Origin of the sequence: Lentilactobacillus sp., assembly GCF_040773105.1 — a bacterium.
Classification (GTDB): domain Bacteria; phylum Bacillota; class Bacilli; order Lactobacillales; family Lactobacillaceae; genus Lentilactobacillus; species Lentilactobacillus parabuchneri.
Genome location: NZ_JAXGWW010000140.1, coordinates 1 through 5,286 on the forward strand (window position 1 = coordinate 1; position 5,286 = coordinate 5,286).

At 40.0% G+C, this 5,286-nt stretch carries 5 protein-coding genes, 2 tRNA genes and 1 pseudogene; all 8 read left to right on the top strand.

The features are described from left to right. Positions 1-340: pseudogene (locus AB3112_RS07800) on the top strand (autolysin); the annotation flags it as partial. After that, positions 340-591, top strand: coding sequence for a hemolysin XhlA family protein (locus AB3112_RS07805; protein ID WP_367334238.1), 252 nt, complete (start codon positions 340-342; stop codon positions 589-591). The pseudogene AB3112_RS07800 and the gene AB3112_RS07805, both read left to right, overlap by 1 nt. Positions 592-1,224: 633 nt before the next feature. Further along, positions 1,225-1,542 (top strand): hypothetical protein, encoded by a 318-nt coding sequence (locus AB3112_RS07810; protein WP_057910331.1) that lies wholly within the window; start codon positions 1,225-1,227, stop codon positions 1,540-1,542. A gap of 417 nt (positions 1,543-1,959) precedes the next feature. After that, positions 1,960-3,453, top strand: coding sequence for a peptide MFS transporter (locus tag AB3112_RS07815; RefSeq protein ID WP_084974986.1), 1,494 nt, complete (start codon positions 1,960-1,962; stop codon positions 3,451-3,453). Between the two features lie 68 nt (positions 3,454-3,521). Beyond that, the gene (locus AB3112_RS07820; RefSeq protein WP_084974989.1) at positions 3,522-4,343 is read left to right on the top strand and encodes a metallophosphoesterase; all 822 of its coding nucleotides are present in this window, start codon (positions 3,522-3,524) and stop codon (positions 4,341-4,343) included. Between the two features lie 71 nt (positions 4,344-4,414). Then, positions 4,415-4,497: transfer RNA gene (locus AB3112_RS07825), tRNA-Tyr, on the top strand. Between the two features lie 7 nt (positions 4,498-4,504). Next, a tRNA-Gln gene (locus AB3112_RS07830) sits at positions 4,505-4,576 on the top strand. A 187-nt stretch (positions 4,577-4,763) separates the two neighbouring features. Beyond that, positions 4,764-5,270: a 3-hydroxyacyl-CoA dehydrogenase NAD-binding domain-containing protein gene (locus AB3112_RS07835; protein ID WP_084998529.1), complete on the top strand. Its 507-nt coding sequence runs from the start codon at positions 4,764-4,766 to the stop codon at positions 5,268-5,270. Positions 5,271-5,286: the final 16 nt, after the last annotated feature.

The following is a 5,286-nucleotide window of genomic DNA, read 5'->3' on the forward strand; positions in this document are numbered from 1 at the left end:
GAATGCCTGGCAATATACCGATAACTATGAAGGGCTAAATGTGGATGCCAGTTTAGATTTTGATGGTTCATTATCTGGAAGCGGGATAGTTATAAAATCTGTTAAACCGGAATATTACCAAACTCCAGGCCTATACGAAGCAACACAAAGTGTGATTCACCAATTTAACGACGTCCAATTCAAATCTAAACGTCATACACGTCTGATTAAAGGAAGCCGATTTTACGCTACACCAATTAAATATGGTAAAATTTATCGGCTCTCTACACCAACTGGGTACTATACAGCTAATAAGGACAAGGTTAAGTTTATCTTTGCGGTAAAGGCTGGTGGTAAATAATGACGGCAGTTCCTGACGAAATTAACATGACTGAGATGTTAATTGGAATTAAAGAAGATATTTCTTCTATTAAACAGCAGTTAAATGATCAAGCTGATTTGGATGAAAAAGCAGATAAGGCTTTGGCCAAGTCCATCGAAAATGAACATCGAATTGATAATTTAACTCACATAAACTATGCATTGATTTCTTTGGTAGCAGCGGGTATTTTTGTACCGTTGATTATTTATTTGATCGAGAAATTTATGTGAGATAAATCCCCCTTGAATGATTATGGGGGGGAATACATATATTGGTATATATTAATTAATATTATTTTGTGCTTTTGATAATATTATGCATATATTAGTTTTTGGTTATCGAACTATCATTTTTGAGGACAAAATAGCTAATAACGGTCAAATAACGGCCAATTAAAATTATAAATGCCTTTATATCAACGTTTGTAAGGGGCACTTGTGCCTGCAGTCGGCATTATAGTACCATTTAAAAATAGGATTACTGTTAAAGATTGATTTAACAGCGGTCCTATTTTTTATGTTTTCAGACACCATCCATTACGCTAGGAAATGTATTTCATGGAAACAACGCCAATATAGAATCCTAATTAACGTATCTTTTAACCGGTGTATCTATCATGAAACAACGCGAAATTTCAACTTGGACAATGATACAACAAACGATTTGAAAACCTATGAAAATGGATAAAGCAGCGTCTAATTGGTATAGTCATATTAATCATAATTGGTATATACTTGCATCATTTAATGAATCCGTGTTAAAAGGGAAGTTCAACTGATAAAATTAAAAAAACATCCTTGTGGTATACCTATTAATCTGTTATGCTGTATTGGTAAATTAATTTAATAAAGGGACTGACGATAATGAAAAAAGTATTGCTTATCTGTGAAGATGAAATTTCTAGTGGCTTGTTAGTTCGTGCAGCAAAGCCATTTATCGAACTTTATGATGCCCATTTTGATTTTGAAGCCACTAATATTTTGAACGCACCCAAACATCTAGTTGAAGAAGTTGACCTTGTTTTGCTTGCTCCCGACGCAACGTATCATGAGGATGAATTGAAATTAATAGCGGATCAAACGCCAGTCACAACGATTCCAGATGAAATTTACGCTTGGGGTAACGGGGAGAGATTGGTGAAGTTGATTACGAAGCAGTTTGCTCCGGCTGAAATTGCTTAGAACTTAAAGATTATTCAATATAGAATGTTAAAATTAACGTCTGCGTAAACCAGGGCAGGCGTTTTTCTATATGGTCGATTATCCGTTCATGACAAATCATTTTGACTATGAAATGATCATGAAAGTTAAAAATGGTCTAAATGACTTTGAGTGCTCATTTTTTTGAATACATAATTATGACATTTCACCGTTTGAAAGTGAAAGATTTTTGCGCTCGGCTTTATTGGTAACTCTTGTTATTCCCACTGTTGATAACCTTTTCAACCGCTATCGAAGTTGAATTAACATTCACTTTGGCATATAATGGTTCATATGATTTATTCTTGGAATCTCTATCAGGAGTAATTAAAATTGATAATCTAATCTGATTAACTTGTTTTGTTAATAAGATTAGATTTATTTTTTGGAGGGTATCACATGCAACAACAAGATCAAACAGACCAGGAACGACGGGCAGACGCCTCGTTTTTCGGCCAACCTCGGGGACTGTCAACGCTGTTCTTCACCGAAATGTGGGAGCGGTTCAGTTACTACGGAATGCGTGCTATTCTTCTTTACTACATGTATTTCAGTGTAACGAAAGGTGGACTAGGCTTTGATCAATCACTAGCCGCTTCTATCATGGCAATCTATGGGTCACTTGTTTATTTAACATCAGTGATTGGTGGGTTTGTCAGTGACCGGATACTTGGGAGTCGCCGAACCGTGTTTTATGGCGGTGTTCTCATCATGCTTGGACATATTGCACTTTCGTTGCCAATGGGTGCCCCGGCGTTATTCACGTCAATTGTCCTGATTACGGTTGGGACGGGGCTGTTAAAGCCAAACATTTCTGAAATGGTTGGTGGTTTATACACCGAGTACGATAATCGTCGTGATTCAGGATTTACAATCTTTGTTTTCGGAATTAACTTGGGCTCATTCGTTGCACCTTTGCTGGTTAGCTGGCTTGGGTTTAACGTCAACTTCCACCTTGGCTTCTCGCTCGCAGCAATCGGAATGTTCTTTGGATTATTGCAATATGTTCGTGGTGGCAAGAAGCACTTGCCAAGCGCAAGTCTTTACCCAAGCGATCCATTGGAACCGAACGATGCTAAAAAACTGTCAATTCGAGTTGGCCTGGGCGTGGTGGTATTTGCACTCGTCCTGTTACTCTTACAGGTAATGGGGTCATTATCATTAAGTTCATTCATCACCCTGTTGAGTATCATCGCAGTGGCAACACCGATTATTTACTTCATCATCATTATTTCCAGCAAAAAATTGTCTGATACCGAACGTTCGCGAGTCATCGCATACATCCCATTATTCATTGCCGCAGCCATTTTCTGGGCAATTGAAGAGCAGGGGTCCGTTGTTTTGGCCTTGTTCGCCGAAAACCAGACAAACAACAATTTCTTCGGTATTTTTAACATTCCTGCAGGCTGGTACCAGTCTTTGAACCCACTGTTTATCATGCTTTACACACCATTCTTTGCCTGGATGTGGATCAAGTTGGGTAAAAAGCAGCCAAGTTCACCATCTAAATTTTCACTTGGATTGATGATTGCCGGTCTATCATACCTATTCATGGTTCTACCGGTCATGCTCTTTGGCTCATCGGCAAAAGTCAGTCCATTCTGGTTACTCGGAAGCTGGGCAATTGTTGAAATCGCGGAATTGCTGATTTCACCAATTGGACTTTCCGTCACCACGAAGCTGGCACCGAAGGCTTTTGAGTCACAAATGATGAGTATGTGGTTCTTGGCCGATTCAGCGGGTCAGGCCGTCAACTCACAAATTGTTAAGTTCTATACGCCGGAAAACGAAATCAACTACTTTCTGATCGTCGGATTGGTCGCAATCGTTGCCGGAATTATTCTAATCTTCCTTGTTAAACCAATTAAGCGTTTAATGGAAGGTGTCAATTAGAATTCAGATTGAATAAATGTGTTATCCTAACTTGGATGGCACATTTTTATTTTGGGGAGACAATTGTTATGGTTAAAATTGCAGTTTCCAGCGATAATCATTTTGATATTAATAAAGTCGATTTAACACCAACGATTCAAGCGCAGGCGGCATTTTTAACCGACCAATCCGTGGATGATTACTTAATCGCCGGAGACTTATTTAATGACTTCACCAAATCTGCCGCATACGTCAAGCAGCTCTCCGATCAATTGCCAACAACCAAGGTGTATTTTATTGCCGGCAATCACGACATGATTCGCGGCGTGTCTTACGACCAGCTTGAACATGGAAAATGGCCTGGATATTTGAATGATCAGTTTGTCGACATTCCGGAGACTAATTATCGGATTATTGGCTTGAATGGGTGGTACGACTACACGTTTGCGACAAATGAGGATAAAACAGAATCTGAATTTCATCGCTGGAAAATGGCGTACTGGATTGATGGCCTTATTTCGCAGCCTATGAGTGATTTGAAGCGTGAGGAGATCGTTATCCAACAACTCAAAACACAGCTTCAGAACGCAAAAAACAGCCGAAAAAAGGTCATCCTAATGACGCACTTTGTCCCTAATCAGCATTTCATTCGGTATACATCCGATTTTCGATTTTGGAACATGGCCAATGCGATGATGGGTAGCTTACAATTTCAAAAAGTGATCGAACAATATCAAGTCGATACGGTGATTTTCGGTCATATTCATCGGCGCATTGGACCGGTTAAAATCGGATTAACAACCTATTACAACGCGGCGGTGGGGTACCATAACCGCCGCCATAATGAGTGGCAAACCAATGATTTTATGAGTGAATGGCAAAATCAGCTGCAAATGATTCAACTTTTTTAAATAATGCGCTTGACGGAACCCGGAAAATTTTGTATTATTATATTCGTTGGTTTGATAGCAAACTCAGTTTCGGAGGGGTAGCGAAGTCTGGCTAAACGCGGCGGACTGTAAATCCGCTCCTTCGGGTTCGGTGGTTCGAATCCACTCCCCTCCATTTTTATTGGGCTATAGCCAAGTGGTAAGGCAACGGGTTTTGATCCCGTGATGCGCTGGTTCGAACCCAGCTAGCCCAATTACTAAACGTTCATGACGAAAGGAACTCGTCGTGGGCGTTTTTTTGTTTGGGTAATTTGGCGATCACTGATCCAGAAATGGTACGGAATTTTTCGGTAATGGTGCAAAATTAATTTCTTTTCTTCTTTCTTGTAATCGCTTTCGATTCAGCATACTGTTAGCGTGGATTTAGAAAGGAAGGATATTATGATAGTCAAGAAAGTTGTTATTTTAGGCGGGGGCGTTCTCGGAAGTCAGATCGCTTACCAATCCGCATTCTCGGGGATCACAACCGTTATCTACGATATTTCAGATGAAGCCGTCCAGCAGGCACAACAAAAGATTGATAGCTATCCACAGCAGTACAAGCAAGATATTGGGGCGACTGATGAGCAGGTTCAAGCAGCCAATGCCAATCTTTCACTCACAACTGATATGAAAGCAGCCGCAACGGATGCCGACGTCATTATTGAGGCGGTTCCGGAAAGGCTTGATATTAAAGAGTCGACCTATAAGAGCCTTGCGCCATATATTACAGATCAGACGCTCTTATTAACCAACTCGTCAACGTTGATTCCCAGTCAATTGATTGACTTTGCACCTAACAAAAAACGGTTCATGGCAATGCACTTTGCGAACTTGATTTGGACTCACAACGTTGCCGAATTAATGTGGGCAAAAGACACGCCTCAGAAGCTGTCTAAAATCTCTTAAGTAATAGTGCTAAAAA